This is a genomic window from Marivita sp. (assembly GCF_020055675.1).
Taxonomy (GTDB): domain Bacteria; phylum Pseudomonadota; class Alphaproteobacteria; order Rhodobacterales; family Rhodobacteraceae; genus Marivita.
On sequence record NZ_JAIPUS010000033.1, the window covers coordinates 1 to 25,433 of the forward strand.

The 25,433-nt window shown below is 65.1% G+C and carries 27 protein-coding genes and 3 riboswitches; of the genes, 8 read left to right on the forward strand and 19 right to left on the reverse strand.

The annotated features are described in order from the left end of the window. Nucleotides 1–278 precede the first annotated feature (278 nt). Complete coding sequence (locus tag LCF59_RS15340; RefSeq protein ID WP_292288494.1) at nucleotides 279–1,223, reverse strand: AAA family ATPase; 945 nt, start codon at nucleotides 1,221–1,223, stop codon at nucleotides 279–281. A gap of 613 nt (nucleotides 1,224–1,836) precedes the next feature. Beyond that, nucleotides 1,837–1,932, forward strand: a riboswitch (TPP riboswitch). A 45-nt stretch (nucleotides 1,933–1,977) separates the two neighbouring features. Between LCF59_RS15340 and thiM the strand changes: the two genes are divergently transcribed. From thiM to LCF59_RS15360, 4 genes are read left to right on the forward strand one after another with little or no spacing between them, the layout of a single operon-like run. Next, nucleotides 1,978–2,769 carry a hydroxyethylthiazole kinase gene (gene thiM, locus LCF59_RS15345; RefSeq protein ID WP_292288495.1) on the forward strand — a complete coding sequence of 264 codons (792 nt, stop codon included), beginning with the start codon at nucleotides 1,978–1,980 and terminating at the stop codon, nucleotides 2,767–2,769. Next, nucleotides 2,766–3,374 carry a thiamine phosphate synthase gene (gene thiE / locus LCF59_RS15350; protein ID WP_292288496.1) on the forward strand — a complete coding sequence of 203 codons (609 nt, stop codon included), beginning with the start codon at nucleotides 2,766–2,768 and terminating at the stop codon, nucleotides 3,372–3,374. Before thiM ends, thiE begins: the two co-directional genes overlap by 4 nt. Continuing rightward, nucleotides 3,371–4,186: a bifunctional hydroxymethylpyrimidine kinase/phosphomethylpyrimidine kinase gene (gene thiD / locus LCF59_RS15355; protein ID WP_292288497.1), complete on the forward strand. Its 816-nt coding sequence runs from the start codon at nucleotides 3,371–3,373 to the stop codon at nucleotides 4,184–4,186. The genes thiE and thiD overlap by 4 nt, the downstream gene beginning before the upstream one ends. Continuing rightward, nucleotides 4,183–4,947, forward strand: coding sequence for a 3-oxoacyl-ACP reductase (locus LCF59_RS15360; protein WP_292288498.1), 765 nt, complete (start codon nucleotides 4,183–4,185; stop codon nucleotides 4,945–4,947). Before thiD ends, LCF59_RS15360 begins: the two co-directional genes overlap by 4 nt. 153 nt (nucleotides 4,948–5,100) lie before the next feature. On the opposite strand, the gene cobF is transcribed toward LCF59_RS15360, so the two are convergent. From cobF to cbiE, 7 genes are all read right to left on the reverse strand, one after another. After that, nucleotides 5,101–5,841, reverse strand: a complete 741-nt coding sequence (gene cobF, locus LCF59_RS15365) for a precorrin-6A synthase (deacetylating) (protein WP_292288499.1) — start codon at nucleotides 5,839–5,841, stop codon at nucleotides 5,101–5,103. Between the two features lie 68 nt (nucleotides 5,842–5,909). Further along, nucleotides 5,910–6,587: an energy-coupling factor ABC transporter permease gene (locus tag LCF59_RS15370; protein ID WP_292288500.1), complete on the reverse strand. Its 678-nt coding sequence runs from the start codon at nucleotides 6,585–6,587 to the stop codon at nucleotides 5,910–5,912. Between the two features lie 57 nt (nucleotides 6,588–6,644). Next, nucleotides 6,645–6,828, reverse strand: a riboswitch (cobalamin riboswitch). A 50-nt stretch (nucleotides 6,829–6,878) separates the two neighbouring features. Beyond that, nucleotides 6,879–7,598 (reverse strand): uroporphyrinogen-III C-methyltransferase, encoded by a 720-nt coding sequence (gene cobA, locus LCF59_RS15375; protein ID WP_292288501.1) that lies wholly within the window; start codon nucleotides 7,596–7,598, stop codon nucleotides 6,879–6,881. Next, entirely contained in the window at nucleotides 7,595–8,905 is a 1,311-nt protein-coding gene (locus LCF59_RS15380; RefSeq protein WP_292288502.1) for a cobyrinate a,c-diamide synthase, read from the reverse strand. Before LCF59_RS15380 ends, cobA begins: the two co-directional genes overlap by 4 nt. A gap of 6 nt (nucleotides 8,906–8,911) precedes the next feature. After that, complete coding sequence (gene cobM, locus LCF59_RS15385; RefSeq protein WP_292288503.1) at nucleotides 8,912–9,712, reverse strand: precorrin-4 C(11)-methyltransferase; 801 nt, start codon at nucleotides 9,710–9,712, stop codon at nucleotides 8,912–8,914. Next, complete coding sequence (locus tag LCF59_RS15390; RefSeq protein WP_292288504.1) at nucleotides 9,709–10,080, reverse strand: cobalamin biosynthesis protein; 372 nt, start codon at nucleotides 10,078–10,080, stop codon at nucleotides 9,709–9,711. The genes cobM and LCF59_RS15390 overlap by 4 nt, the downstream gene beginning before the upstream one ends. Beyond that, entirely contained in the window at nucleotides 10,077–11,273 is a 1,197-nt protein-coding gene (gene cbiE / locus LCF59_RS15395) for a precorrin-6y C5,15-methyltransferase (decarboxylating) subunit CbiE (RefSeq protein ID WP_292288505.1), read from the reverse strand. Before cbiE ends, LCF59_RS15390 begins: the two co-directional genes overlap by 4 nt. Here cbiE and LCF59_RS15400 point away from each other — a divergent pair. After that, nucleotides 11,272–12,027 carry a cobalt-precorrin-6A reductase gene (locus LCF59_RS15400; RefSeq protein WP_292288506.1) on the forward strand — a complete coding sequence of 252 codons (756 nt, stop codon included), beginning with the start codon at nucleotides 11,272–11,274 and terminating at the stop codon, nucleotides 12,025–12,027. The two genes, cbiE and LCF59_RS15400, sit on opposite strands and share 2 nt — an antisense overlap. Here LCF59_RS15400 and cobJ read toward each other — a convergent pair. From cobJ to LCF59_RS15435, 7 genes are read right to left on the reverse strand one after another with little or no spacing between them, the layout of a single operon-like run. After that, nucleotides 12,000–12,752: a precorrin-3B C(17)-methyltransferase gene (gene cobJ, locus LCF59_RS15405; protein WP_292288507.1), complete on the reverse strand. Its 753-nt coding sequence runs from the start codon at nucleotides 12,750–12,752 to the stop codon at nucleotides 12,000–12,002. The genes LCF59_RS15400 and cobJ overlap by 28 nt on opposite strands. Then, nucleotides 12,749–13,492: a precorrin-2 C(20)-methyltransferase gene (cobI, locus tag LCF59_RS15410; protein WP_292288508.1), complete on the reverse strand. Its 744-nt coding sequence runs from the start codon at nucleotides 13,490–13,492 to the stop codon at nucleotides 12,749–12,751. The genes cobJ and cobI overlap by 4 nt, the downstream gene beginning before the upstream one ends. Then, entirely contained in the window at nucleotides 13,489–14,118 is a 630-nt protein-coding gene (locus LCF59_RS15415; protein ID WP_292288509.1) for a precorrin-8X methylmutase, read from the reverse strand. The genes cobI and LCF59_RS15415 overlap by 4 nt, the downstream gene beginning before the upstream one ends. Further along, the gene (locus LCF59_RS15420) at nucleotides 14,119–15,267 is read right to left on the reverse strand and encodes a cobalamin biosynthesis protein CobG (protein WP_292288510.1); all 1,149 of its coding nucleotides are present in this window, start codon (nucleotides 15,265–15,267) and stop codon (nucleotides 14,119–14,121) included. It lies immediately after the preceding gene. Beyond that, nucleotides 15,264–18,563 carry a cobaltochelatase subunit CobN gene (cobN, locus tag LCF59_RS15425; protein ID WP_292288511.1) on the reverse strand — a complete coding sequence of 1,100 codons (3,300 nt, stop codon included), beginning with the start codon at nucleotides 18,561–18,563 and terminating at the stop codon, nucleotides 15,264–15,266. The genes LCF59_RS15420 and cobN overlap by 4 nt, the downstream gene beginning before the upstream one ends. A 15-nt stretch (nucleotides 18,564–18,578) precedes the next feature. Then, nucleotides 18,579–19,634 carry a cobalamin biosynthesis protein CobW gene (gene cobW / locus LCF59_RS15430; RefSeq protein ID WP_292288512.1) on the reverse strand — a complete coding sequence of 352 codons (1,056 nt, stop codon included), beginning with the start codon at nucleotides 19,632–19,634 and terminating at the stop codon, nucleotides 18,579–18,581. A gap of 1 nt (nucleotide 19,635) precedes the next feature. Further along, a complete protein-coding gene (locus LCF59_RS15435; protein ID WP_292288513.1) occupies nucleotides 19,636–20,034 on the reverse strand; it encodes a DUF1636 domain-containing protein in 399 nt (132 codons plus the stop codon). A 92-nt stretch (nucleotides 20,035–20,126) separates the two neighbouring features. Then, a riboswitch (cobalamin riboswitch) is annotated at nucleotides 20,127–20,334 on the reverse strand. A 38-nt stretch (nucleotides 20,335–20,372) separates the two neighbouring features. Between LCF59_RS15435 and cobO the strand changes: the two genes are divergently transcribed. Together cobO and LCF59_RS15445 are read left to right on the forward strand one after the other, a co-directional pair. Beyond that, nucleotides 20,373–20,984: a cob(I)yrinic acid a,c-diamide adenosyltransferase gene (gene cobO, locus LCF59_RS15440; protein ID WP_292288514.1), complete on the forward strand. Its 612-nt coding sequence runs from the start codon at nucleotides 20,373–20,375 to the stop codon at nucleotides 20,982–20,984. Nucleotides 20,985–20,987: 3 nt separating this feature from the next. Further along, entirely contained in the window at nucleotides 20,988–22,436 is a 1,449-nt protein-coding gene (locus LCF59_RS15445; protein ID WP_292288515.1) for a cobyric acid synthase, read from the forward strand. Nucleotides 22,437–22,458: 22 nt separating this feature from the next. On the opposite strand, the gene cobD is transcribed toward LCF59_RS15445, so the two are convergent. The 4 genes from cobD to LCF59_RS15465 are packed head-to-tail and all read right to left on the reverse strand — an operon-like array spanning nucleotide 22,459 to nucleotide 25,304. Next, nucleotides 22,459–23,442 (reverse strand): threonine-phosphate decarboxylase CobD, encoded by a 984-nt coding sequence (gene cobD / locus LCF59_RS15450; protein ID WP_292288516.1) that lies wholly within the window; start codon nucleotides 23,440–23,442, stop codon nucleotides 22,459–22,461. 7 nt (nucleotides 23,443–23,449) lie between these two features. Continuing rightward, nucleotides 23,450–24,385, reverse strand: coding sequence for an adenosylcobinamide-phosphate synthase CbiB (gene cbiB, locus LCF59_RS15455; RefSeq protein ID WP_292288517.1), 936 nt, complete (start codon nucleotides 24,383–24,385; stop codon nucleotides 23,450–23,452). Then, nucleotides 24,382–25,158, reverse strand: a complete 777-nt coding sequence (locus LCF59_RS15460; RefSeq protein WP_292288518.1) for a hypothetical protein — start codon at nucleotides 25,156–25,158, stop codon at nucleotides 24,382–24,384. The genes cbiB and LCF59_RS15460 overlap by 4 nt, the downstream gene beginning before the upstream one ends. Next, nucleotides 25,155–25,304: a hypothetical protein gene (locus LCF59_RS15465; RefSeq protein ID WP_292288519.1), complete on the reverse strand. Its 150-nt coding sequence runs from the start codon at nucleotides 25,302–25,304 to the stop codon at nucleotides 25,155–25,157. Before LCF59_RS15465 ends, LCF59_RS15460 begins: the two co-directional genes overlap by 4 nt. Before the next feature lie 19 nt (nucleotides 25,305–25,323). Between LCF59_RS15465 and LCF59_RS15470 the strand changes: the two genes are divergently transcribed. After that, a partial coding sequence (locus LCF59_RS15470) for a bifunctional adenosylcobinamide kinase/adenosylcobinamide-phosphate guanylyltransferase (RefSeq protein WP_292288520.1) occupies nucleotides 25,324–25,433 on the forward strand: 110 nt, incomplete at its 3' end.

Below are 25,433 nucleotides of genomic sequence, written 5' to 3' on the forward strand. Positions count from 1 at the left end.
AATATATTAATAATAATAATGAATATAATAATAATAATAACTATAGTAATTAAGGTCTTATTATTAATTTATTTATGAACGTAGTGAGTAAATAAATTACACTAGTTACTAACTATTAATAATAATATTATAATATATACTTTCTTTCTTTTAAAAGAGTGTGAGAAAAGTTTTCTTTCTTTATTGGAAATTTATACTTGACAAGAACGACCTTATCTGATATGATTTTAAATAAGGAGATGATTTAATTTGTCAGTTTATTATTTAAACCCTTCTTCTTATTCAATAAATTTTCTTGATTTTTGTGGGAAAGCAGAAATCAGTGTTGGGGAGTGGCTTGTCATGACTATTTGTTTTTTGTGCTCCCAAGCGTAAAGTTGAATGATTTCAGCTAATTTTCTTTGAACATATGGATGAAACCCTGCCTCGATTTCATCGATTAAAATCAAACTCCCATCAGGGGCATCCAAAATGTCGCGCAACAAGTTGATAAGCGCTTCCTCGCCTGAAGCAGCGCCATAACTGGAGTAGCTATGAGAGTGCGAGTCGATGAGATAGCAGCGTTTATTGACGTGACCGCCAACTTCAGAAATTTCAAAACCACTACTGTACGGAAAGTCGAGAACATAGCAAAATGCCTTTGCTAGTTCATCACTCATTTTAGTAAGAGTAGAGTTTCCAGACTTTCGCAGAAGCGAAGCAGAAAAGCTTCTCGCCGGCAAAAGCCTGTCGAGATCGATCAGCCTTACCTCTCGATCTTTAATTTTCGCGTTTCGGCGGACCTCTTTAGATTTCTTCCCAAGGCCCCTCCATGACTTGCTGCTTGCGAGCCTTTTCCCTTCCCCAGTCTGTGATTTATTCGCGAGACGCCACTTCATGCTGTATGTGTAGTCGTTCGTCTCTGTCTCGTGTTTTGTAAAGGTCAGCACGTCTTTCCATGCGTGTTCACGCCAGGTTGGTTCGGGCTTGCTTGCATCCAAACGCATGAACTTTTCGTGACTGCATGCCAGCAAGAGCAGCAAGCTGGTCTTGCCGATCTTGTTAGTCCCAGCGAGAACGGTCACTGGATGATTCAACGGCAGCATAACTTCGCTCAAGTGCCGGAAGCGTTCGACCTTCAGCTCAAGGGCAAAGTGTGTAAAACTATTCTGCGAAGTTTGGAAAGTGTTGACATCGCAAGCATTGAGCTTCGCGATTTTTGAGTTAATGTTGGTAAAGTCCACGGTTTCCCCGCATTTAGGGCTGAAGGCTAGCCGTTACACTTTATGTTGACGTGTGAAACGCGTCAACTCTGCTTGATATCATGTAAACATGTAAGCTTGTGCCAAGTTCTATAAACAGACGCAGAGGGCTGCGGATTTGTCGTCTGGACGCGATCAACGGTGGTATCTTTTCTATCGGGCTTACCTCAGTTGCCGCTCGTTTGAGCGTCTGCTTTTGCCTCACTTGTGGCAAGGCTGCAGTTCTTAAAGTGAACTTCCGTTCCCCGCCCTTCGTGTCGGCGCTCCCGCCTCATGCTTCGGGGGTTGAAGGTTTGGTCTGGATCGGAACGGCTTGGCTGTTGGGTCAGTTTGGCTTGTCGCGGGCCGCTGGCAAGATTGAGGAAATTCCTTTTATCGGGTTAAAAATGCGCGGTGTTTGATACCCCATGATATTTGAAACCCGGCACTGACACCGTTGTTGGGTTATGCTCTCACCGTCCGCCCAAGCGGCGCATACGGGCTGCGCTCTATCCCGGCCGTGGCCGAGGGCTGGCGGGGCCGAGCATCCCTGGACAATCGGCGGTTCTCTCGGGTGCGCCAGGTTGACACCGCCGGGCCAAGCTGCACTATCAGGTACACGCAACAGGGGCGCCCGCAACATGCGGGCTGAGACGTACCCTTCGAACCTGACCCGGATCATGCCGGCGGAGGAAGTTGCAAGGCGGCGCGCCCCCAGGGACGTCCGCGCTTGCGCCTCTGCCGGAAAGGAGGCGCAATGCAAACACCCGGACACCACCTGAGCGCGATGCGCACCGCCGCGCCGCTTGTGCATAATATCACCAATTTCGTGGCCATGAACGTGCAGGCCAACGTCCTGCTGGCCGTTGGGGCCTCGCCGGCGATGGTCCATGCCCGCGAGGAGGTGGCCGAGTTCGCGGGTCTCGCTCAGGCGTTGACCGTCAATATCGGCACCGCCGATGCGGCCTGGGCCGCCGGCATGGAAGAGGCGGCGGGCGTCATGGACCGGGCCGGGCGGCCCTGGGTCTTTGACCCGGTCGGTGTGGGCGCGACCCGCTTCCGGCAGGACCTGTCGGCGCGGCTCCTGGAGTTGCGGCCCACGGTGGTGCGTGGCAACGCCTCCGAGATCCTCGCGCTGGCGGGGCTGGGCGGGGCCGCGCGCGGCGTCGATGCGGGCGATGCGGTGGCGGAGGCCGAAGAGGCCGCGCGTCTGCTGGCGCGCCGCACCGGCGGTGTTGTCGCGGTGTCGGGACCGGTGGACTTTGTCACCGACGGCGCGCGGGCGCTGCGCGTGGCCAATGGCCACCCGATGATGGCAAAGATCACCGTGATGGGCTGTTCGCTCAACGGTGTGATCGCGGCGTTCTGCGTGGGCCAGCCGGTGCTGGAGGCGACCGCCGCCGCATTGTCCGCCTATGGCCTTGCCGGTGAGTTGGCGGGCGCGCAGGCTGCCGGGCCGGGCAGCTTCGTGCCGGCTTTCCTTGACGCGTTACACGCGCTGACGCCCGGGGCGCTGGACGCGGGCGCGCGGATCGAGGCGGTGGCATGATCGGCCCGGTCTATGTCGTCACCGATCCGGATGCGCCGATCCCGGTGATCGAGCAGGCCCGTGCCGCAGCACTTGGTGGTGCCTGGGCGGTGCAACTGCGCGACAAGTCTGCCCCGGATGCCGAGATCGCCCGCATGGTGGCCGCGTTGCTGGAGGACCTCGGGCCGATGGGCGTGCGCGTTTTCGTGAACGACCGATTGGAGGTTGCGCGCCAGACCGGGTCCGACCTGCATATCGGGCAGGGCGATGGCGACCCGCGTGCCGCGCGTGACCGGATCGGGCCGGAGGCGAAGTTGGGGCTGTCGATCGAGACCGTGTCCCAATGCGCCGCCATCCCCGAGGGTGTCGATTATATCGGTGCCGGGCCGGTCCGCGCCACCGCGACGAAACCCGACGCGGCGGCCCCCATCGGCCTGCCGGGTCTGAGGCGAATCGTGTCGGCCTGCACGGTGCCTGTTGTCGCCATTGGCGGGCTGACCGCGGCCGACATTCCCGGCCTGCGCGCGGCGGGCGCCACGGGCTTGGCCGTCGTCTCGGCCGTGACCCGCGCATCAGATCCCGAGGCCGCGACCCGCGCACTGCATGACGCATGGAGGCAGCCATGATCCCCAACATCCTGTCCATCGCCGGTTCCGACCCCTCGGGCGGCGCCGGTATCCAGGCGGACATCAAGGCGATCTCGGCGAATGGCGGTTATGCCATGGCGGCGATTACCGCGCTGACCGCGCAGAACACGCAAGCTGTCACCGGTGTCACATTGACCGAGCCTGGCATGGTAATCCGCCAGATCGCGGCGATCCGCGACGATATCCGGATAGATGCGGTCAAGATCGGCATGCTGGGGAGCGCTGCAATCGTGGAGGCCGTGGCCGATGCGCTCGAGGGGCTGGCCGCGCCCATCGTGCTGGACCCGGTGATGGTGGCCAAGGGGGGCGACCGGCTGCTGGAGCCTGCCGCCGTCGCCGCCCTGCGCGACCGGCTGGTGCCCATGGCCACGGTGCTGACCCCGAACCTGCCCGAGGCCGCCGACCTGCTGGACGCTGTCGAGGCGACCGACTGGCCGGAAATGGCGGCACAGGCCGCCGCGCTGCGCGCCATGGGGCCGGCGGCGGTGCTGCTGAAGGGGGGGCACTTGGCCGGACCGGACAGTCCGGACCTGTTGATGACGGATGACGGCGCCCAGCGGTTGGATGCCCCGCGCCACGCCACGCGCAACACACACGGGACCGGCTGCACGCTGTCCTCGGCCCTGGCCGCGCAATTGGGCCACGGTCACGTAGTCCCCGAGGCGGCGCGCCGGGCCAAGGCCTATATCGCCGCCAGCATCGCCGCGGCAGACACCCTGACTGTCGGGAGCGGCCACGGTCCCGTCCACCATTTCCACGCCATGCCTGTCCCCAAGGAGACCACGCCATGACCACAGCCATTCACGATCACACCGTTCTTGTCACCGGCGCGGGCCGGGGCCTGGGCGCTGCCATTGCCCGCGCCTTCGCCCGCGAGGGTGCGCGCGTTGCCATCAACTACCGCCGCAGCGCGGAGGCCGCGCAGACGCTGGCTGACGAGCTGGGCGATGGGGCCGTGGCCTTCGCGGCCGACATGACGGACCCGGCGGCGGTGACCAACATGGTGCAGGATGTCGCCGATCGGCTTGGCCCGCCGACGGTGCTGGTGCACAATGCGCTGGCAGATTTCTCTTTCGACGGGGATGCGCGCACGCCGCTGGAGCGGATGAGCTGGGAGGACATTGCCGCGCAGACGCAGGTCGCGCTGGGCGGCGCGCTGCACGCGATAAATGCGCTGCGGCCGCATTTCGAGGCCACGGGCGGCGGGCGTGTCATCACCATCGGCACCAATCTCTTTCACAACCCGGTGGTGCCCTATCACGATTATACCGCGGCCAAGGGCGCGCTGATGGCCTTCACACGCACGGCCGCGCGCGATCTCGGGCCGCTGGGTGTGACGGTCAACATGGTGGCCGGGGGCCTGTTGCGCACCACCGACGCCAGTGCCGCCACGCCGGACGCGGTTTTTGATCTGATCGCGGGGCAGACGCCGCTGGGCCACGTCACAACGCCCGAGGAGCTGGCCGATGCGGTCCTGTTCTTCGCCTCGCCCTGGGCCCGCGCGGTGACCGGCCAGACGCTGATCGTGGACGGCGGGCTGGTCTGCGGATGAGCGGACGTTCAACGCGTCTTTGAGACCACACGCGGGCGGGCGCAGGCCACGGTCATGGCTGCGGACTGCCCGCCTCAGCGGTGTCACGGCGGGGGCGACGGATTTTCCCCCGGCCTGGGGTTTTCGAGACATCATCGGTTGGCGCAAGGCCGATCAGACCCGCCGCAGCAAGTAGCTGTCCATGATCCAGCCGTGCCGGTCCCGTGCTGCCGAACGCGTCTTTACGATTTGGTCGCTTGTGTCGTGGAGAGGGCCGTCGAGCAGGATTTGGTGGTCCGACCCGAGATACGCGCCCCACCATATGTGCAGTCCCGACGTGTCGAGGTGCCGGAACGAGCATTGCCCGTCCAGCATCACGACCACCGTGTCTTGGTCCGCGGGCATCCCGGACGCCCGCAGGCGGCGCCCTGTCGTGATCTGCACCGGGCCGTCCACCGTGTTGAGCGGGATTGCATGGGCCGCTGTCAGGGCCTGTATCGCCGTGATGCCGGGCACGACCCGGACGGAAGGGGTGGGATGCAGGCGGGCGGCGATGCGCAGCGTGCTGTCGTAGAGCGATGGATCCCCCCAGACGAGAAGCGCGACAGGGCCCTCGATCCTGGCCTGCGCGATGGTCGCTTGCCAGCGGCGTGCGATCTCGTCATGCCACAGAGCGACGCGCTCTTGATAGGGCAAAGCGGGATCGCGCTGTGGATATTCGAAATGAGCGACAGCGGCCTTGGTCCCGGTGGCTGCTATGATCTGGTATCGGATCTCGGCAAGGTCATCCTTGTCCTGCCCCTTGTGCGGCACGAGGATCAGGGCTGCGTCGCGCAGCGCCTGCACGCCTTCCAGCGTGATATGCGACAGGCTGCCCGTGCCGATGCCCACGAGCCGGATATCAAGATGTGTCATGTCGGGATCTCCGCATGAGAAAGCCCGGGTCCGTTTGTGGGACCCGGGCTTCGATTGCGGTGGCAGGCTTAGGCGGCGTTGTATAGCCGATGGGTGACCAGGGGCGACCGATCGCCTCGGCGCAATGCCTTGGCCCCCGCGAGGACCCCGAGGTCAGCGATGGGTTCAATCAGGATCACGAGCATGTACGCCGCGCCAAAGGTCCAGACGGACTGGAACGTCTCGGCACCGGCGCCCTGGCCATAGAAGGCCCAGAAGGCGACCCAGGCGACGATTCCGCCCTGGTACATGGCAGAAAGTTTCAGAACGCTGGAATATTCCAGGTCAACATATGCCGTGGTTTGTGGAATGATCCGTCGCGCCAGCGCGGTGACGGCGAAAAGCGGCACCAGCAGGGTGGTGAGATTCACGAAATACATCGGCATGTCCGTCGGGGCAAAGAGCATCCCTTGAAGCAACAGGCCGAAGACCAGGCCAAGCGCGGCCGGTGCAGCGCCCATCAGCAGGAAGAGTGTCGTGCCGAGAATGAAATGCACCTCGGAGATCCCTGCCTGAAAATGCGGGAGGACTTCGAAAAAGACGATTGTGCCGACGGTTGCAAAAAGCGTCCGTACGGCAAACGAGCCGGCGTTATGCGCCCGCAGGTCTTCCAGGGCGAGTTTTGCTGTATAGCCGGTCGCGCCGGCGGCGGTTGTATATGCAAATGCCATTTTGGCGCCGTCAACGACACCGGGTTCGATATGCATGGGGTATCCCTCATTCCTATGGCTGCCCCTCCGGCAGCAAGATGTGCCGCTTGCGCGGCGGGTTCGCTTTTTTACGGCAGGTCTCCTGACTTGCGGGTCGTTGCGTGTCCGGCCTTCCCAGCCCGGAGGGGCCAGTGGTTTTCCGTTACGCTCGCCGCTTACAGTTGCGGGGGCAGTCCGGGTCTTGCACCCGGTTCCCTATTATGACGCTGAACACGTCACCGTGATGTCGAGTATTGCAGCTGATCGGACAGCAAACAAGTGATGAAACCCGGGCGCAGGGACTGGGCTCTAATCCTCGCAAAGAGACCCGAAGAGGATAAGCGCCGGGTTGTCGCTGACCTCTTGGGTCAGCTGGTCTGCCAGCGACTGCACCGTGTGGCGTTCGATACGTTGCGCCTCGGTGCTGACCCCCTCGGCCAGCAACGCCGGTGTGGTTCCGGGCAGCCCGGCCGCGCACAGCCTGTCCACGAGTTTGGGAAAGGTGCGCTTGCCCATGAAAACGACCGTGGATGCGGTCGGATCGGCAAGAGCCGCGATATTCATGTCGTCTGGCAATTGTCCGGTCACGTCATGCCCGGTGATGAATTGGACACGCCGCGATGTCAGCCGGCGGCTTAGTGGAATACCCGCAGCGGCGGCAGCTGCACAGGCAGACGGGACACCGGGGATGATTTCAAACGGGATGCCCGCCGCCTTGAGCGCAGTGATCTCTTCTTCGAGGCGTCCGAAAATGCCGCTGTCGCCGGATTTCAGCCGCACAGTGCGCTGGTTCATCTGCGCGTAGTCGACCAGAAGCTGGCTGACATGGGTCTGCCGGGGCGATGCCCGCCCGGCCCGCTTTCCGACCCCGACCAGATCGGCCCCGCTGCGTACATGTCCCAGGATCGGGCCGGACGACAGGTCATCGAAGAGCACTGCATCCGCGCGCTTCAGCCGATCCACGGCCTTGAGTGTCAGGAGGTCAGGATCGCCCGGCCCCGAACTCACGAAACTGACAAAGCCCGTCATGCGCGTTCCTCTTCCGTGATAAGGTGAAAGAAGGTCCCCGAGGCCCTTCCGCGACGCGAGCCTGTCTCGGGCACCGGATTTCCATCGGCGTCGCAGACGTTCGCCAAGGGCGCATCGGGCTGGTCGAGAATGGTCGAATAATGGAACTCGTGACCGCGCAGCGCCGTGCCCGGAGCGAATCCCGGAAACGGGGCCTCCAAGATCGCCCGCCGGTAGCCAAGGTGGAATTTGCGTTTCTCATAGCTGGTGACAAGCCCGAGCAGCCCGGCCATCCGGTGCCGGGTGCCGGATTTGTCGATCAGCGCTTCGCCCAGGGCCATGTAGCCGCCGCATTCACCGTGCACGGGGCGGGTTTGCGCGTGGCTGCGCAGGCCCGCGCGAAACGTCTCGGCGGCGGCAAGTTTGCCCGCGTAGAGCTCCGGGTATCCGCCGGGCAGCCAGACCAGGTCGGCGTCCGGGTGCGGGGCCTCATCGGCAAGCGGAGAAAAGGGCATGACCTGTGCACCTGCCTCCTGCCAGCCCTGGAGAAGATGCGGATAGGTGAAGGAAAACGCCGCATCCCGCGCGATGGCGATGCGCTGCGCCGGTGGTCCGGGCAGGCTGGCCGGGGGTGGGGGCAAAGCGTGTCCCCGGGCCGCCGCGCGAATGGCGGCAAGATCCACATGCGCGCGCAGGAAGTCGGCATATCCGGCAATCGCGGCCTCAAGATCAGGGTGTTCCTCGGCCTGTATCAGGCCCAGGTGCCGCTCTGGCAGGGCCAGATCGCCACGCCGGGGCAAAACGCCGAGAACCGGCAGGCCCGCGCGATCCATGCCAATGCGCGTCAACCGCTCATGGCGCGGCGACGCCACACGATTGAGGATCACCCCCGCGAAGGGCAGGTCGGGGTTGTAGCTCTTGAAGCCAAGCGCCGTGGCGGCAGCGGATTGCGCCTGCCCGCCCACATCGAGCACCAGCACCACCGGCCAGCCCATCGCCTGCGCCGTTTCGGCACTGCTGCCGAAGCCTTGCTGGCCGCGCGTGGCGACGCCGTCAAAGAGACCCATGGAGCCTTCGGCCACGCAGATATCCGCCTGCGCGCCCTGCACCGAGATCGCTTGCCAGAGCCTGGGCCCCATGGCCCAGCCATCAAGGTTGAAACTGGATCGCCCGCTGGCCGCCTGATGAAAGGCCGGGTCGATATAGTCCGGCCCGGATTTGAACGGCTGCACGGCCAATCCATCTTCGGCCAGAGCGCGTAACAGCCCCAGCATGACAGTCGTCTTGCCGGTGCCCGAGGATGGCGCGGAAATCAGCAGCCCCTTCATGCCAAGTCACCCATTTTCCGTTTCCTCTGTCCAGTTTATCCACGGGCTTTCGGCGCTCTGTGGCCGATAGCGCCGGTCGTAGTTCTCTGCATAGAGGCAGCTTTCCTCGAAGCCTTCGCCTGCCAGCGCGGGGCCAACCAGGATCAGGGCTGTGCGCTGGATGTTTTCCGTCAGCTTGCCTTGAATATCCCCGAGCGTGCCGCGCAGGATCGTCTCGTTCGGCCAACTGGCCCGGTAGACCACGGCAACCGGACAGTCCCGTCCGTAGGCCGGCGCCAGGTCGTCCACCACACGCGACAGGTTCTGGATTGACAGGTGGATGGCCAGCGTGGCGCCCGTGGCGGCGAAATTTTCCAGTGTTTCGCCCTCGGGCATGGTGGAGGCCCGACCCGGGGTGCGCGTCAGCACGACCGATTGCGCCAGGCCCGGCAGGGTCAGTTCCGCCCCGAGCGACGCCGCGGCGGCTGCGAAGGCGGGGACCCCCGGGGTGACCGACACCGGGATGCCCTCGGCCCGCAGGCGGCGCATCTGTTCGCCCATGGCAGACCAGACGGACAGGTCGCCCGAATGCAGCCGCGCCACATCCTGGCCGGCCTCTTGGGCCTGCCGGATCTCGGCGAGGATCTGATCCAGACCCATGGGCGCCGTGTTCACGATATGCGCGCCGTCAGGGCAATGGTCCAGAATGGCCCTTGGCACCAGAGACCCCGCATAAAGACAAACCGGGCAGCTTGCGATGATATCGCGGCCGCGCAGGGTCAGCAGGTCCGGCGCTCCCGGTCCGGCACCGATGAAATGGACGGTCATGAAGAGGCTCCTTTTGCTATGGCACAACTGGCGAGGCGGTCCTGCGCGTGCATGCGCGGGGTCAACAGCCGCGCACCCGCCCCGGCGGCTGCGAGCGCCGCGGCTTCGGCGACGGAGCCGGTGGCCCGCTCCGCCGCGACCCGAGCAGACCGTGTTTGCGTGGTTTGAGTGGCCAGTGTTTCTTGCGAGACCGGATGAACGGGAACCCCCAGCGACTGCGAAAGCGCATCGAGCGCTGCGGTTTTGTCCTGTGCCGTGGCCAGAGCCTCCGGCCCGGAAATCCCGGCACTGGCGCAGGCTCGTCGCAACGCGTCGCGCAAGCTGTCATCCCGCGCGCGGGTGGAAAAACCGAAACCGGCGACGATCATAGGGCGTGGCTCCATTGCGTGATGGGGTAGGCCGCGCGCCAGCCGCGTTTGCGGCCGATCGGCGCGGTGTCGGCAATCTCGATCCGCATCAATGTGCCCCCAAGGCGGGCCTGCGTCTGCGTCAGCAGCGCGTCGCTTTCCAATGTCACGGCATTGGCCACAATCCGCGTGCCTTCGGGAAGGGTTTCCAGGTGCGCCAACAGCGCCGGAGACAGGCCCCCGCCGATGAAGACAACATCGGGCAAGGCAAGATCTGCCAGGACGTCGGGGGCTTTGCCCTTGACAACGCGCAGGCGATCCACGCCCAGCTTGGCCGCGTTGGCACGCATCCGGTCGGCCCGGTCGGAGCGCGGCTCGATGGCCGTGGCGGCCAAGGTCGGGTGCGACAAAAGCCATTCGATCCCGATAGAGCCGCAGCCGCCACCGATATCCCAAAGGTGCTCGAAGGGGCGCGGTGCGAGCGCCGCAAGTGTCAGCGCCCGGACAGGCTGTTTCGTGATCTGGCCGTCATTGTCGAACCAGTCATCCCGGCGTCCCGAGGCCAGTGGCAGCACGTCTCCGTCACCGGCGACCTCGAACGCCACGCAAACAGGGTGGGCAAATTCGCGCCCTTGCAGCTCTTGCGCCGCGCATTCCGTTATCCGTTCGCGCGGACCGCCAAGTGCCTCCAGCACGATGCAAGGCGACGGGCCAAAGCCGCAGTCATGCAGGTAGTGCCCAAGGTCGGCGACAGCCGGCCCATCGCGCAGCGTGACGATGATCCGCTGCCCGGGGGCCAAATGCGGACGCAGACGGGACAGCGGCGCGGCATGCAAACCAAGGCACAGCGTCTTGTCCAGAGCCCATCCCGACCGGGCGGCCGCCAGCGAAAAACTCGATCGCCCGGGGAACGCCCGCCATTCGGCCCGCTCAAGACGCGTGGCAAGCGATGTGCCGGCTCCGAACCAGAACGGATCGCCCGATGCAAGCACCACCGTGGGCTGGCCGCGCCGCGCCATCACCAGGTCAAGCCCGTCGGAAAAGGGCACCGGCCATTCCATCAACCGCGCCCCGCTTTCCGGCAAGAGCGACAAGTGGCGTTTCGCGCCGATGATGCAATCGGCCTCTGCCATGGCTTCTTTGCTTGCGCGGCACAGACCGTCCGGTCCATCTTCGCCCAAACCGATCACCGTCAACCACGGAGTCTCAGACATGCGCCCGACCCTCCTTGTTCTGGGCGGCACGACCGAGGGACGCCGCCTGTGCAAGGCGGTGGCAGACGCGGGCCTTTTCGGCACGGTCTCCATGGCGGGGCGTGTCAACAGCCCTGTGCCGCAGGGCCTGCCGATGCGCGTCGGCGGGTTTGGTGGTGTGGCGGGGCTGGCGCAGTATTTGCGCGACCATGCGATCACCCATGTGATCGACGCGACCCATCCCTTTGCCGCGCAAATGAGTTGCAATGCCATCGAGGCCTGTGCGCAGACCGGAACACCGCTTGTCGCACTGACCCGCGCGCCGTGGCAGGCACAACCGGGAGACCGCTGGAGCCATGTTCCGGACATCGCGGGCGCGGTGGCCGCGCTGGACGGCCCGCCGAAACGCGTGATGCTGGCCGTCGGGCGGATGCATCTGCCCGATTTCGCGGTCAATCCGCAACATCGCTACCTGTTCAGGCTGGTCGACCCGCCCGCAGAGCCTTTGGGCTTTCCCGATGCGACGGTGATCGTGGATCGTGGCCCCTTCACGCTGGAGGAAGACCGCGCGCTTCTGGCCCGGCATCGCATTGATCTGCTGGTGTCCAAAAATGCGGGCGGCACCGGTGCGCAGGCCAAGATCATCGCGGCGCGCGCGCTGGGCCTGCCGGTCCTGATGATCGACCGGCCCGCCATCCCGCCGCGCAAGGAGACGCATTCCATCGCCGGGGTCATGCGCTGGATGGGTCATGCCTGCACCGATCTTGGGGTGTAGACGATGGGCGCGCCCGCGCGCTCGATGATGCGGGTGGTCGATGAGCCGACCAGAACAACCGTGCGCATGTCGGCCATGTCGGGCGTGCAGTCCGGCAGCGGGACAACGCGGATCTCTTCCAGGGGTGTCGAGACGGCGCGCCCAAAGACGACCGGCCGGGCGTCGCCGCAGGCTTCTTGCAAGATCTCCAAGGTCCTGGCGAACCCTTCGGGCCGCGACCTGGAGCGCGGATTGTAAAAGGCCATGGCGAAATCAGCCTCGGCCGCGAGCCGAAGCCGCTTTTCGATAAGCGCCCATGGTTTGAGGTTGTCGCTGAGGTTGATGGCGCAGAAATCATGGCCCAGCGGAGCCCCGGCGCGCGCGGCCGCGGCCAGCATGGCGGTGATGCCCGGCAACACGCGGATGTCCAGATCGCGCCATTCTGCCGGTCCGGCCTCTAATGTTTCAAAGACAGCAGCGGCCATGGCAAAGACACCCGGATCGCCAGAGGAGACAACCACGACCTGCCGACCCTCACCGGCCATTTCCAGGGCATGTCGGGCCCGGTCGATCTCGACGCGGTTGTCGGACGGGTGCAGGGTCAGGCCCGGTCGGTCCGCCACGCGGGCGACATAGGGGATATAGCCCACCACATCGGTGGCCTGCGCCAGCGCCGCGCTGACCTCGGGGGTCACAAGCGGCTCGGCGCCGGGGCCAAGCCCCGCGATGACCAGCGAGCCGTTCATGGACGCCTCCCGTTGCCATGCACAACGATGATCGAGAAATACGGCGCCACCCTGTCGCCAGCCTCCGACAGTCTTTGCACCGTTTGATCGGCCATGGCGGCGTATTCAATCAACCAGGCATCATCGAACCGTCCCGTGTGGTGCAGTGCATCGCAGACCTTTGCAAAATTGCGGCCTATCTTCATGACGACAAGCGCATCGGCGCGGGCCATGTGACCCACAAGCACGTCCTCGGGCAAGGTGCCCATCACGACGCTGAGCACGTCGTCCCCCCAGGTGACGGGCAAACCGGTCGCCGTCCATGCCGCGCTCATTCCGGTGATGGCGGGCACGACCTCGACCGGGCAATCGTCCTTGAGCCGGCTATAGAGATGCATGAAAGAGCCATAGAAGAACGGGTCGCCTTCGCTGACCACGACCACATCCTGCCCGGCCTCCGACAAGCCCCGCAGGCGCGCGGCGCTTGCCTCGTAAAAGGCAGAGAGGATTTGATTGTAGCGCGGGTCGCTCAGGGGGATTTCCGTCGTGACCGGATATTCCATGGCGATCTCGGTCACATCCGAGCGCAGCATGCCGTCAAGGATGCGCCTGGCCTGACCGATGCGGCCAGCCTTGCGGAAAAACGCCACATGGGAGGCATGCCGCAACAGGCGGTCGGCCTTGACCGACATCAGATCCGGGTCCCCGGGGCCGAGTCCCACGCCCCGGATCGTGCCTTTCGGTGTCACGGGGTGGGTCATTCCTTGCGGCTCGCGATGGCATTGATGGCGGCCACGGTGATGGCGCTGCCACCCAGCCGGCCTTCGACGATGCAGCAGGGCACGGGTTGATCCGCCCAGAGCGCGTCCTTGCTCTCGCGCGCGCCGACAAAGCCCACCGGGCAGCCGATGATGGCGGCCGGGCGCGGGCAGGCGGGGTCTTCGAGCATGTTGAGCAGGTGAAACAGGGCCGTCGGCGCATTGCCGATGGCCACCAGCGCGCCGTCGAGTTTTGGCCGCCACATCTCGAGCGCGGCGGCAGAGCGGGTGTTGCCCATGTCGCGCGCCAGGGCGTGGATGCCGTCGGCGTGCAGGGTGCAGATCACCTCGTTGTCAGCCGGCAACCGGGCGCGGGTTACCCCCTCGGACACCATGCGCGCATCACAGAAGACCGGCGCTCCTGCTTCCAGCGCGCCGCGCGCCGCCTTCGCAAACCCCGGTGAAAAGCGGAGGTGCTTTTCCAGCCCCACCATCCCGGCGGCATGGATCATCCGCACGGCGATCTGTTCTTCACCGGCCTCGAAGCGCGCCAGATCGGCCTCGGCCCTGATCGTGGCAAAGCTCTCGGCATAGATCGCTGCGCCGTCTTTTTCGTATTCATAGGGCATTCAGGTGACTCCGGTCAGGTCATCGATTTGATCGGGGTCGAGACCGGTGGCGTCGGGGGCATCCCAGGGGACCCCATCGCGCACAAGGTCAAAGCGCCCGTTGCGCCCGGTCAGTGTGAAGGCGGCAGGGCGCGCCAGGGCACAGCCCTTGGCGCAGCCGGACACATGCAGTGTTCCCGGCACCCTGTCGGCCAGACGCCGCGCGAGCGCGCGGGTTTCCACGGTGGCCTGCGGGCAAAGCGGCGCGCCCGGACAGGCGTGCGCGCGCAACAGGGCCGATCCGGGGACGGAGACAAAGCCGGGTGCGCTGTCGGCAAGGGCGCCGCGCAGGCAGAACAACCGGTCGAGCATCAGCCGCATGTCGCGCACACCGGGCAGCCCGAGCGCGGCCTCGAGCGCATCCACCGGAAGACTGCCGAACGGCGCACCGAGGATCAGGCAATCGCCGACCCGGCCCGGTGTCGACGGTGCCGCCGGGGGCCGCGGCGCGCGGTCTTGCCACGCGTCCGGTAATGGCGTCTTCAGCAGGTGCCGCCGCATTCGCCCGGCGTCCGGGCCACCGGTCTCGACAAACCATGTGACCATGTCTTTCAGTGCCGCCATCGCGGTGGAGCCGGTCACGGCCCGGCCCAGGGGCGACCCGTCGGCCCGCAGCAACAGCCCGCCCGTTGCATCGTGTTCGAACCGGAAATCCGCGGACCCGCCGGCAAGCCATGCCCCGGCGCCGGTGTCCAGCGCATAGCCCATCTTTTGGGGTAAGGCCGGCAGTCCTGGAAGGGTGTGCAGCAGCGCGTCATGAAGCCGGTCGGTCTGGTCGCCCGCCTGCCAGTCGTGCGGCATCAGGACGTTGCGGTGGCCCTCGACTGCCGGGGTGTCATCCAGCAGCCCCAGCGCCGCCAGTTCGGCCAGCAGGGCAGGGTGATCGGGGGCGGCGACGCCGCGGATCTGCAGATTTGCCCGGCTGGTCAGGTCCAATGCGCCATTGCCATGGCGCCGTGCCAGCGCGCAGAGCGCGCGTCCCTGTGCGACCGAAAGCGTGGCACCAAACGGGCGCACCCGCACCACCAGGCCGTCGCCGGACATCATCGGGCGATGCGCGCCCGGGCACCAGCCCTGCACAACCGGTGCGTCGGAGACTGCATCGCTCATGTCGCCAGCCCCGCGCCAAGCTCTGCCAGGATCGAGTTGCGCCGCGTCTGCCAAAGCCCGGCCTCGTGCAGGGCGCGGAAGGTATCCTGCATCGCGTCATGCGCGCCCGGGTTGGTTTCTCGCAAGAAGGCTTCTGTTTCGGGATCGCCCAGCGTCGCCTCGTGATACGCGTCGAACAGATGCGGGCCGACCGCTCCCGCCAATTGCGCGAAGCTGGCCATGTGATCGAGCGTTGCGGCAAGCTCTGCCGCCCCGCGGAACCCATGCGCGCGCATGCCGGCAATCCAGTGCGGATTGGCAGCACGCGCCTGCACCACGCGGGCGATCTCTTCGGGCAGCAAGCGCGCCCGGGGGGCCTCGGGGTTGGTCACGTCCAGATGATAAAGCGCGGCCTGACCGCCGGTGATCCCCTGAGCCGCGGCAAAGCCTGCCTCGTGCGCGGCATAATCCGAGGCCAGCAGCAGATCGGTTTCTGGCAGGTCTTGCAGGTGAACGAAGCTGTCAGCCTGCGCCACGCGAGCCTTCAGGCCTTCCATATCCCGCTTGGCCGTATCCCCGTCCAAGGCCCAGGCGGAGGCATCGAGCCATGCCTGCCCGGCCTGAACGCGGGCCTCTGGCGTGAAGCTGTCCAGGGCCGCGCCCATGCCAAGTCCAAAACTGCCCGGTGCCGGGCCATAGACCCGCGCGGCCGGGGTGCGCCCGGCATAGGGGTTCCAGTCGGATGCCTCGTCACGCGCGGCCAGCGCGCGGGTGGCTTGGGCAAAGAGCGCCGAGAGCGTCGGGAATACGTCGCGAAACAGGCCGGACACGCGCAGGGTTACATCGATACGCGGCCGCTCCAGTTCGGCGATCGGAAGCACCTCCAGCCCGGACACGCGTTCGGAACCCGTGTCCCAGACCGGGCGCACACCCAACAGGTGCAGCGCCATGGCGAATTCTTCGCCGGCGGTGCGCATGGTGGCTGAGCCCCAGAGGTCCACGATCAGCCCGCGCGGCCAGTCGCCGGCGTCCTGCAAATGCCGCCGGACCAGTTCCTCGGCCAGTTTCACACCCTGCGCATAGGCGGCGCGGGTGGGGACGGACCGCGGATCCGTGGTGAACAGGTTTCTGCCGGTGGGCAGAACATCCTGCCGTCCACGATAGGGCGACCCCGAGGGCCCTTCGGCGATGCGCCGGCCGTCGAGCGCATCAAGCAGCGACTGGCGTTCGGCCTGCGCCGAAGCGGTGACATCGAATGCGCCGGCTGTGTCCGGGACGCGGCCCCAGATGTGCAGACCGTCGCCGAACTGGCTTTCCTTGATGTCGCAGACGAAACGGTCGATCCGGGTGATCGCCTCGGCGCTACAGGCGACGCCGTCCAGTCCCAGATCATCCTCGACCCCCAAGACCTGCGCCTCTGTACGGATATCCGTTTGCAGCCGATCCCGGCGTTTCGGGTCCAACCCGTCGGCGTTGGAGAACTCGTCAAGCAGCGCTTCCAGACGGGACAGCCTGTCAGGTGTCTCGCTTTGACGCAGCGGCGGGGGCACATGGCCCAAGGTCACGGCCCCGATCCGGCGCTTGGCTTGCGCGGCCTCGCCGGGGTCGTTCACGATGAACGGGTAGATCACCGGCAGCGCACCGGTGAGGACCTCGGGCCAGCATTCGCGGGACAGCGCCACGGATTTTCCGGGCAGCCATTCCAGCGTGCCATGCGCGCCGACATGCACCAGCGCGTCCGCCTGTTGTTGCAACCACAGATAAAACGCCACGTAGGCGTGGCGCGGGGTGCGCGACAGGTCGTGGTATTCGTCGTCGCGCAGCTTTGGCGTGCCGCGCTCGGGTTGCAGGGCCACCAGCCCGCGGCCGGTGTGCCACACGGCAAAACGGAAGGCCCCGTCGCTGACGCTGTCATCTGCCGCCGGAGCGCCCCAGGCCGCGTGCAGATCGTTCCGGAGCTGCCGGGGCAGGCGGTCGAGAAGGGACCCATACGCCGCCAGCGGCAGGCGAACGTCCTGCGCCAGAAGCCTGTCTTCGAGATCGGGCGCGGCCGCCTCGACGTCGTAGCCGGCGCGCGCCAGATCGGACAGGATCGCGCGCGCCGAGGCCGGGGCATCCAGCCCCACGGCATGGCCCATGTTCCAGTCCTTGCCGGGATAGGTCGACAGCACCAGGGCCACGCGCCGCTTCGAGACCGGTATGGAGGCCAGATCGGTCCAGCCGCGCACGCGTGCCACCACGGCGTTTGTCCGTTCTTCATCGGTGGCATGGGCGTAGCGCGCGAATTGGAGATCGGGATCGCGCTTGCCCGGTTCCTTGAAGGAAACCACGCCGCCCGTCAGCCGCCCGTCCACCTCGGGCAGCACCACGTGCATTGCCAGATCGGCAGGCGACAGGCCGCGCTCGGCTTCGGCCCACGCGGCGCGGGTGGAGGTGGCCAGCGCCACTTGAAAAACCGGGACCTCGCCCGGATCGAGAGGAGACCGGCCCTCGGCGCCTTTTCCGCTGAACGCGGTCGCGTTGACGATCGCGTCCGGGCCGTAGACCCTCACCTGGCGCGCCATCCAGCCAGCGGCCTCCGGGGCCTTCAGCGACGGGGCAAAAATCGCGCGCGCATGAAAGCCCTGTGCGCGAAAGGCGGCGACAAGGCCGGTGATCGGTGCAAGATCGGCCGCCACGAGATAAGACCGGTAGAACACGATCAACACGCGTGGGCCGTCGTCCGGCGGCATATCCGCCAAAGGGCATACCACGCCGTGTTCCGGCGTCCAGGTGCCGACGGGCGGAACGGATTTGCTCCCGCGCACCGGCGCGGCATAGAGACCAGCCGCGAGCGCCATCTGTGCCAAAGCGGCCTGCGCGGCCACCGCGCCGCCGGCATCACAAAGACGCGCCAGCCGGCGCAGCGTCGAGACGGGCAGGGTGGACATCGTGTCGAGCCGTGTATCCTCGCGGCCATCTGCGGGAAGGACAGCCACGGCGATCCCCTTGCGCTGCGCCAGGGCCAGAACCTGCTGCACGCCGTAGTCCCAATACGGAAGGCCGCCGATCAGCCGGATAAGAATGCCCCTGGCGCCCTCCAGCGTGTTTTCCACATAGGTATCGACAGACAGCGGATGCCGCAGGGCTGACAGGTTTGCCAAACGCAAGCTGGGCAGCTTGCCCCCGGACCCGCCGCCGCGCCGCCAACCTTCCGCGAAAGCGCCCAGGTCGCTGTCGGAAAAGGACAGCACCACCAGATCTGCCGGATCCTGGCCCAGGTCGATCGGGGTGTCTGTCTCTTCAAGACCGTGGCTTTCGCGGAAAACGACATGCATTGCTGGCGTCCCGATCTATTCAGCGGCCCGGGTGGCGGGCCTGAGCACTGCCTGGATCGCCTCGGGATTTACATCATCATGCTCGGCAATGACCACGAGGCGGCCTGCGCGCGCTTCGTCCGGTTTCCAGGGCCGGTCATACTGGTGGCGCACCCGCGCGCCCACGGCCTGCACCAACAGGCGCATCGGCTTGCCCGCGACGCTTGCATAGCCCTTCACGCGCAGGATGTTGTTGTCGTTGGCCAGGGTCTCGATGGCGCGGACCAGGTCCGCCGGATCCTGCAGTTCCGGGATGTCCACGACAATGGATTCGAAGTCGTCATGCTCATGATCGTCGTGATCATCATGGTGCGACGGGCGTGCGCCCATGTCGTCTTCGGCCGCGGCTTCGAGTCCGAGGATCACGCGCGGATCGACCGCGCCCTCGGACACTTCGACCACGGAGAGCGGGCGCGGGGCCTCGGCGGCGATGATTGCCTTGGCTTTGGCCACGCCTTCGGGACCGGCCAGATCGGGCTTGGTCAGCAGCACGATATCCGCGCAGGAAATCTGATCCTCGAACACTTCGGAAAGCGGTGTTTCGTGGTCGAGACTGTCATCGGCTTCGCGCTGGGCATCCACCGCCGCAACATCAGGTGCAAAACGGCCCGAGGACACGGCTTCGGCATCCGCAAGAGCGATCACCCCGTCAACGGTGATCCGAGAGCGGATATCCGGCCAGTCGAAGGCCTTGAGCAGCGGCTTGGGCAACGCCAGGCCGGAGGTTTCGATCAGGATGTGATCCGGGCGCGGCTCCAGCTTCATCAGCGCTTCGATCGTCGGGATGAAATCATCGGCCACGGTGCAGCAGATGCAGCCATTGGCCAGCTCCATGATGTTCTCGGCCGGACAATCCGGGATGGCGCAGCCTTTGAGGATTTCCCCGTCGACCCCCACATCACCGAATTCATTGACCACCACGGCCAGCCGTTTGCCGCCGGGGTTCTGCATCAGCTGCGAGATCAGCGTCGTCTTGCCCGAGCCGAGAAATCCGGTGATCACTGTGACGGGAAGTTTTGCGAGATTGGTCATTTCAGGCGTCCGTGGCTTGGGTGACGGGAGGGATGCGCGCAACGCAGTTGCGCTTGAAGTGCTCGGGGCGCTGGCGCCACGGGATGATCCCGTCGGCGCTGTCCTGGTACTGCGCGGCGCCCGAAAGGATCATTTCCGGATGCGAGGCTTCTTCGACGTGACCGAACACATAGGTCCATTTCGCGTCACCGCCGCGCAGAGCGACGGTACAGCCGTAATCACAGTTCTGAAGGCATTCGACCGGCGTGATGCGCAGGCCTTCGGGACAGTCCAGGGCTGTCAGACCATCATACAGCGCCTGCCCCGGCCGACGCGCGTCTGACGGGATTTCCTGCCCCCGTCGGCATTTGACGCAAACAAGCAATTCCGTCTGCGGCTGGTTTCTGGCGTTGATTGACATGTCCTCGGTCCCATCTTCATGGAACGCGGGTCAGATGGCGGAAAAAGCCCGGTTGCAGGGCCGCATTCCGACACCGGAACACCCCGTCCGGTTTCGTGCTTCATGATGTTGGCAGGTCTCCCGGCTTGCGGATTACGGGCCAAGGCCCAGTGGCGGCTCGTCCTTCCCAGCATTTGCCAGTGGTTTCGAGCAACCTTCTCCGGTCACGGTCGCGGGGGCGGCTGTGCTTGACCACGGAATTCGTGGCTGCACATTCCCTTTTCACCTGTGTAGACAGGCACCAACAAGACCCCTCTTGGTTTAAATCCACAGTGCTTGTCAAGAACGAGGATGCCGACATGAGCAGCGAAGAAAATGACCGCCACGCGGAAAAAATGCGCAAAATCAAGGCTGTACGCGACAGGATGATGGAAAGCAAGACCGAAGAAAAAGGCCTGATCATGGTGCACACCGGGTCGGGAAAGGGCAAATCGTCCTCCGGTTTCGGCATGATCATGCGCTGTATCGCCCACGGGATGCCCTGCGCTGTTGTCCAGTTCATCAAGGGCAATTGGGCGACGGGTGAGCGCAGCTTTTTGCGCGAGCGGTTTTCCGATGAATGCCGCTTTTTGGTCTCGGGCGAGGGCTTTACCTGGGAAACGCAGGACCGTGAACGCGATATCGCTGCGGCGCAAAACGGCTGGAAAATGGCACGTGAGCAGATCCTTGATCCCGAGGTGCAGTTCGTCCTGCTCGACGAGATAAACATCGCGCTGCGCTATGATTACCTCGATATAGACGAGGTGGTCGATTTCCTGCTGCACGAGAAACCCGACATGACCCATGTCTGCCTGACCGGGCGCAACGCAAAGCCGGAGCTGATCGAGGCCGCGGACCTTGTCACCGAGATGACGTTGATCAAGCACCCCTTCCGCGACGGGGTGAAGGCGCAGCAGGGGGTGGAGTTCTGATCCGTGCCGGGCGCACTCATGATCCAGGGCACCGGCTCGAACGTGGGCAAATCCATGCTGGTCGCGGGGCTGTGCCGGGCTGCGCGCCGGCGGGGCCTGTCGGTTGCCCCCTTCAAGCCGCAGAACATGTCGAACAACGCCGCGGTGGCCCAGGAGGGCCATGAAATCGGGCGGGCGCAGGCGCTTCAGGCGCGGGCCAGCGGGCTGGCTCCGCATACGGACATGAATCCCGTGCTGCTCAAGCCCGAGACCGACACCGGTGCCCAGGTCATCGTTCAGGGCAAACGACTGACCTCGACCCGCGCGCGGGAGTACGCGCAGCTCAAGCCAAAGCTCATGGATGCGGTGCTGGACAGCTTCAACAGGTTGCGAGCCGCGCATGACCTTGTGGTGGTTGAAGGCGCAGGTAGCCCCGCAGAGATCAATCTCCGCAAGGGCGATATCGCCAATATGGGCTTTGCCGAGGCGGCGCATGTGCCCGTGGTCCTTTGCGGGGATATCGACCGGGGCGGGGTCATTGCACAGATCGTCGGAACGCAGGCGGTGATGTCGCAAGACGATGTCACCCGGGTCAGCGGCTTTCTCATCAACAAGTTCCGCGGCGATCCGACGCTGTTCGACGATGGTTATGCCATGATCGAGGCGCAGACGGGCTGGCCGGGATTCGGCGTGGCACCATGGTTTGACGCGGCGTGGAAACTGCCCGCCGAGGACGCATTGGATTTCGCCAGTCCCAAGCGGGCGGACGGTGTTCACATCGTTTGCCTGCGCTTTAGCCGGATCGCCAATTTCGACGATCTTGACCCGCTGATGCAAGAGCCGGGGGTGCGCCTTACCATGCTGTCTGCCGGTCAGCCGATCCCCGCGGATGCCGATCTGGTGATCCTGCCGGGGTCCAAATCCACGCGCGGCGACCTGGCATTTCTTCGCACCCAGGGCTGGGATATCGACCTGATGGCGCATCACCGCCGTGGTGGGCACGTCTTGGGCATATGCGGCGGCTACCAGATGCTGGGCCGCGAGGTCGCCGATCCGCATGGGATGGAAGGACCGGCTGGAACCACGCCGGGCCTTGGCCTGCTCGACATCCGGACCGAGATGGGGGGCGACAAGAGCCTGCGCCATGTCGATGCGCGCCATATCGAGGTGGATCTGCCGTTTCGAGGCTATGAAATCCACATCGGGCGCTCGGATGGTCAGGATCGCGCGCGCGGCTTTGCCCTCGTCGAGGGCGCGCCTGAAGGGGCGGTCTCGGTGGATGGGCGTGTTTCAGGCAGCTACTTGCACGGCATGTTTTCCGATGACGCGTTTCGGGCCGCATGGCTCCGGCGGTTCGGCGTCTTATCCTCCGGCGTCAATTATGAACACACCCTGGATCAGACGCTGGACGCGCTGGCCGATCATCTGGAAACCCATCTCGATGTCGACGGGCTGTTGGCCTTGCGGGCCTGAGTCTTGCCCTGCGTGGGATCGATCATTTGAATGAGGCGGTCTCGATTGCTGTCTCCAGCTGTGTCCAATGCGCCTGGTCGGGCAGGCCAAGCCTGATCCAGGTGTCGGAATACGGGAAGACCCGGCTCCAGACCTTCTGCCATGCCAGCGCGGCTTGCGTGGTCTTGGCATCGGGGGTCGCGTAGGTGCGAAACAGAGGGGTCCCGCCGATCAGGTCCCAGCCCGCCTGTCGCGCCAGCCGGTCCAGCCGCGCAGCCGCCGCGGTCAGCCGGGATTTTGTCTTTTCCCGCCAGGCGTGGTCGGCAAGGGCATGACAGGCCACGTCAATGGCCGGCCCGGAAACGGGCCAGGGGCCTGCCATCTCGACCAGACGCTCTGCCACGGCGCCATTCGCCAGCGCAAACCCGAGCCGCAGCCCGGCCAGGCCGTAGAATTTCCCGAAAGAGCGCAGCACAATGATCTGGTCACCTTCGAGCTGTGGCGCAAAGGACAGTTCCGGTTCAGGGTCGGCAAAACTTTCGTCGATGATCAGGAGCCCGACATCTGCCGCAAGCTGGTGCATGGCATTTGGCGCCGTGCGGCGCCCGTCAGGATTGTTGGGGTTGACCACGACTGCCAGATCGGCGCCGGCCAAAGCCGCGACATCGCCGACCTCATCCACCTGCCAGCCACCGGCCCGCAAAGCGGCGGCATGTTCGTTGTAGGTGGGGGCCAGGACCTTGGCGCGACCCGGTTTGCGCAGGCCCGGCACCAGCTGGATGGCACCCTGGGCGCCGTTCATCGCGATGACGCGCGCCGGGGTGGCATAGGCCTCTGCTGCAATCCGGCTCAGCCGCACCATGTCAGCCTTGCGGGGCAACACGGCCCAGGATGCCGCGGGTATCGGTGGCAGCGGGTAGGGGGTGGGGTTGATCCCGGTGGACAGGTCAAGCCAGTCCTTGGGCGTACCGCCCCATCGGGCGATCGCCGCGTCCAGATTTCCGCCGTGATCTCGGGATGATCTCATGCGTGCCTTAGAGCAGTGCCAAGACGGCCAGGGCAACCCCACAAACTGTCATGGCGCGCCAGTAAAGAGACAGCGCGCCTGCCAGATCCCGGGGGGACGGATCGGCGGCCCCTTCGTTCAACCACGGCTCCTGTGCGACATGGTCTCCATAGACCCGCGGGCCGGACAGGCGAATATCCAGCGCGGCGGCCATCGCCCCCTCGGCCCAGCCGGCATTGGGCGAGCGGTGTTTTGGCGCATCGCGCAGCATCACCCGAACGGCCCGGACCGGGTGACCGGACACGCCGGCAAAGATCAAGCCGGTCAATCGCGCCGGAAGCCAATTCACGAGGTCATCCAGCCGGGCCGCGGGTTTGCCGAAAAATTCGTACCGCGCGTTGCGATGGCCGATCATCGAATCCATCGTGTTGATGGCCTTGTAGGCATAGATGCCGGGCAGACCCAGAAGCGCGCCCCAGAACAGCGGCGCGACAATCCCGTCCGAGGTGTTTTCCGCGAGGCTTTCGGTGGCGGCGCGGGCAATGGCGCGGGTATCCAGCTGCGAAGGGTCACGCCCGACGATCATGCTGACCGCGTGGCGCGCAGCGGGCAGGTCTCCCGCGCTCAGGGGGCGCGCAACCGCGACGACATGGTCATGCATCGAGCGCAGCGCGATCAACGGCCAGGCCAGCACCGCCGCGATCACGATACCGACCAGACCGTCGGGCAGCATCGCCTGAACAGCCCAGGCCGGGAGCGCGGCAATCAGGGTCACGATCAGCGTCGTTGCCATTCCGCCGGTCAGTCTTTTCTTGTCCGATCCCGCGTTGCGCCGGGCCTCACAGGCCGAAATCACGCGCCCGAGCCAGGTCACGGGGTGGCCGATCCGGGCATAGAGCCGGCCCGGCCAGCCAAGAGCAAGGTCCAGCGCCATGCCCCCAAGCATGATCAAGGCAAAGGTCATGTGGCTCCCGTTTCGAATGTCAGCACCCCTGTCAGCCCGGCCTCGCGCAGCGCCTCTGCGCCATGGGACGGGATCGTACCGGGGGCAAAGATCAGCCCCCGCACCGACCCCGTGTGTGCGCGCACGATCCCCAAGGCCCCCAGATCCCGTGACAACTCCGCCATCGGATCGGGCGGCCCGCGGCGCGCGGTGCACCGCCGGGCGGATTCGCTGGCGACGGCCGACAAACGCGTCAGGTCGCCTTGTTCTACTGTCTCTTGCCAGTCTTGAACCAGATCCGTCACATCCTCGAAGGTTTCGTCTCCGGCGTCGGTGTAAACGGGCGGCCCCCATTGACCGCCAAGAATTGCCGCCCGCGGTGGCGGCCTCATTTCGCGCAGCACGCGCCCCTGCCGCGAAGCCCAGAGCAACCGGTCCGGACAGGGGAACATCAGCGGGTCGCTGGCCCTTTCGGCACGGATGCAGGCCTGGGCCAGCCGTTCGGGCGAATCGTCATACCCCGCCGCCCGCGCAAGGGCGATCAGCGCCGCAGTCGACGCCCCGGCGCCAATGCCCAAGGGAAAATTGCGCGTCACGCCGCTGGGCACCGACGCCAGGCCCAATCGCGCTGCGAAACGGGCCAGGACATCTGGCGCGAAGGGTGGCGGGGCGTCCCCCGGTGCACTGACCTGCAACGCTTGGCACGGCAAGGTCGTCAGGACAACGGGTCCTTTCGGGCCAAGTCGTCCCTGAAGCCATTCTCCGAAATGGGCCGTCACGGTGGCAGTTTTCATGCGCGGTTGGCCCCGATCACCGACACAGCACCATCCGGCCCGCACCGCAGCCGCGTCAGCGGCGCGTGGCGGATCGGGATCAATTCATCGGAGGACGTCCTTGGCACACCCACGGGTCGGCTTTCGACTTTATTTTTGCGTGACAAAGTGCTTTCCCACAGAGCAATGAAAAAGTCGATACTCATAACGGGTGGCGCCCGATCGGGAAAGTCCACTTTGGCCGAGCGCAAGGCGCTGCAGCCCTGCGGGCGGGCGATCTATATCGCGACGGCGCG

Excerpts from the sequence above, each read along its gene's own strand:
- thiM (WP_292288495.1), top strand. The coding sequence starts at position 1,978 with ATGCAAACACCCGGACACCACCTGAGCGCGATGCGCACCGCCGCGCCG.
- thiE (WP_292288496.1), top strand. The coding sequence starts at position 2,766 with ATGATCGGCCCGGTCTATGTCGTCACCGATCCGGATGCGCCGATCCCG.
- thiD (WP_292288497.1), top strand. The coding sequence starts at position 3,371 with ATGATCCCCAACATCCTGTCCATCGCCGGTTCCGACCCCTCGGGCGGC.
- LCF59_RS15360 (WP_292288498.1), top strand. The coding sequence starts at position 4,183 with ATGACCACAGCCATTCACGATCACACCGTTCTTGTCACCGGCGCGGGC.
- cobF (WP_292288499.1), bottom strand. The coding sequence starts at position 5,841 with ATGACACATCTTGATATCCGGCTCGTGGGCATCGGCACGGGCAGCCTG.
- LCF59_RS15370 (WP_292288500.1), bottom strand. The coding sequence starts at position 6,587 with ATGCATATCGAACCCGGTGTCGTTGACGGCGCCAAAATGGCATTTGCA.
- cobA (WP_292288501.1), bottom strand. The coding sequence starts at position 7,598 with ATGACGGGCTTTGTCAGTTTCGTGAGTTCGGGGCCGGGCGATCCTGAC.
- LCF59_RS15380 (WP_292288502.1), bottom strand. The coding sequence starts at position 8,905 with ATGAAGGGGCTGCTGATTTCCGCGCCATCCTCGGGCACCGGCAAGACG.
- cobM (WP_292288503.1), bottom strand. The coding sequence starts at position 9,712 with ATGACCGTCCATTTCATCGGTGCCGGACCGGGAGCGCCGGACCTGCTG.
- LCF59_RS15390 (WP_292288504.1), bottom strand. The coding sequence starts at position 10,080 with ATGATCGTCGCCGGTTTCGGTTTTTCCACCCGCGCGCGGGATGACAGC.
- LCF59_RS15400 (WP_292288506.1), top strand. The coding sequence starts at position 11,272 with ATGCGCCCGACCCTCCTTGTTCTGGGCGGCACGACCGAGGGACGCCGC.
- cbiE (WP_292288505.1), bottom strand. The coding sequence starts at position 11,273 with ATGTCTGAGACTCCGTGGTTGACGGTGATCGGTTTGGGCGAAGATGGA.
- cobJ (WP_292288507.1), bottom strand. The coding sequence starts at position 12,752 with ATGAACGGCTCGCTGGTCATCGCGGGGCTTGGCCCCGGCGCCGAGCCG.
- cobI (WP_292288508.1), bottom strand. The coding sequence starts at position 13,492 with ATGACCCACCCCGTGACACCGAAAGGCACGATCCGGGGCGTGGGACTC.
- LCF59_RS15415 (WP_292288509.1), bottom strand. The coding sequence starts at position 14,118 with ATGCCCTATGAATACGAAAAAGACGGCGCAGCGATCTATGCCGAGAGC.
- LCF59_RS15420 (WP_292288510.1), bottom strand. The coding sequence starts at position 15,267 with ATGAGCGATGCAGTCTCCGACGCACCGGTTGTGCAGGGCTGGTGCCCG.
- cobN (WP_292288511.1), bottom strand. The coding sequence starts at position 18,563 with ATGCATGTCGTTTTCCGCGAAAGCCACGGTCTTGAAGAGACAGACACC.
- cobW (WP_292288512.1), bottom strand. The coding sequence starts at position 19,634 with ATGACCAATCTCGCAAAACTTCCCGTCACAGTGATCACCGGATTTCTC.
- LCF59_RS15435 (WP_292288513.1), bottom strand. The coding sequence starts at position 20,034 with ATGTCAATCAACGCCAGAAACCAGCCGCAGACGGAATTGCTTGTTTGC.
- cobO (WP_292288514.1), top strand. The coding sequence starts at position 20,373 with ATGAGCAGCGAAGAAAATGACCGCCACGCGGAAAAAATGCGCAAAATC.
- cobD (WP_292288516.1), bottom strand. The coding sequence starts at position 23,442 with ATGAGATCATCCCGAGATCACGGCGGAAATCTGGACGCGGCGATCGCC.
- cbiB (WP_292288517.1), bottom strand. The coding sequence starts at position 24,385 with ATGACCTTTGCCTTGATCATGCTTGGGGGCATGGCGCTGGACCTTGCT.
- LCF59_RS15460 (WP_292288518.1), bottom strand. The coding sequence starts at position 25,158 with ATGAAAACTGCCACCGTGACGGCCCATTTCGGAGAATGGCTTCAGGGA.